This is a genomic window from Staphylococcus sp. EZ-P03 (genome assembly GCF_003344575.1).
In the GTDB taxonomy this organism is placed as follows: Bacteria; Bacillota; Bacilli; order Staphylococcales; family Staphylococcaceae; genus Staphylococcus; species Staphylococcus simulans_B.
Window position 1 is genome coordinate 1 of sequence record NZ_QPMO01000033.1, and the last position, 569, is coordinate 569.

The 569-nt window shown below is 35.9% G+C and carries 1 protein-coding gene; it reads right to left on the reverse strand.

Annotated features, from left to right (window positions below; genetic code table 11):
• Positions 1–527: MobV family relaxase (gene mobV, locus DVJ99_RS12720; protein ID WP_162912218.1), on the reverse strand; the 527-nt coding region annotated here is incomplete at its 3' end.
• Positions 528–569: the final 42 nt, after the last annotated feature.

A 569-nucleotide genomic window follows, 5' to 3' on the forward strand; every position in this document is an offset into this window, starting at 1 on the left:
CGCTTCAACTCAAAACCCTGTTTTTTCATATGCTCGGGGAATTTATCTTGTAACCATAACAGTTCTTGACGATTAAACACATTTTTTCCTTGTAATTTTCCATCACGCATAGGCACAACACCTAAATGCATGTGAGGGGTTTGCTCATCATTATGGACTGTTGCGTAAGCAATATTTTGCTTGCCGTATCGTTCAGAAAATAATTTATAACTTTCCTCAAAAAATCGTTTTTGTTCTCCTGGATCCAGTCGCTCAAAAAAATCTCGGTCAGATGTTACTAACAACTCATTTACAAGAACAGCATCTTTTCTTGTTTTTCGTGTACCTGTTTTTTGTGAATCGATTATGTCTTTTACACGTTCGTTATAATTTATGTTTTCATCGTTTTGCAAATCATAATTTTCATGCGTTCGCTCTCTGTCAATATCTTCATTCGTTCTACTTTCTCGCTCTCTTTGATTATGAAATTGCATGCCCTTTAGTCCAGCTGATTTCACTTTTTGCATTCTACAAACTGCATAACTCATATGTAAATCGCTCCTTTTTAGGTGGCACAAATGTGAGGCATT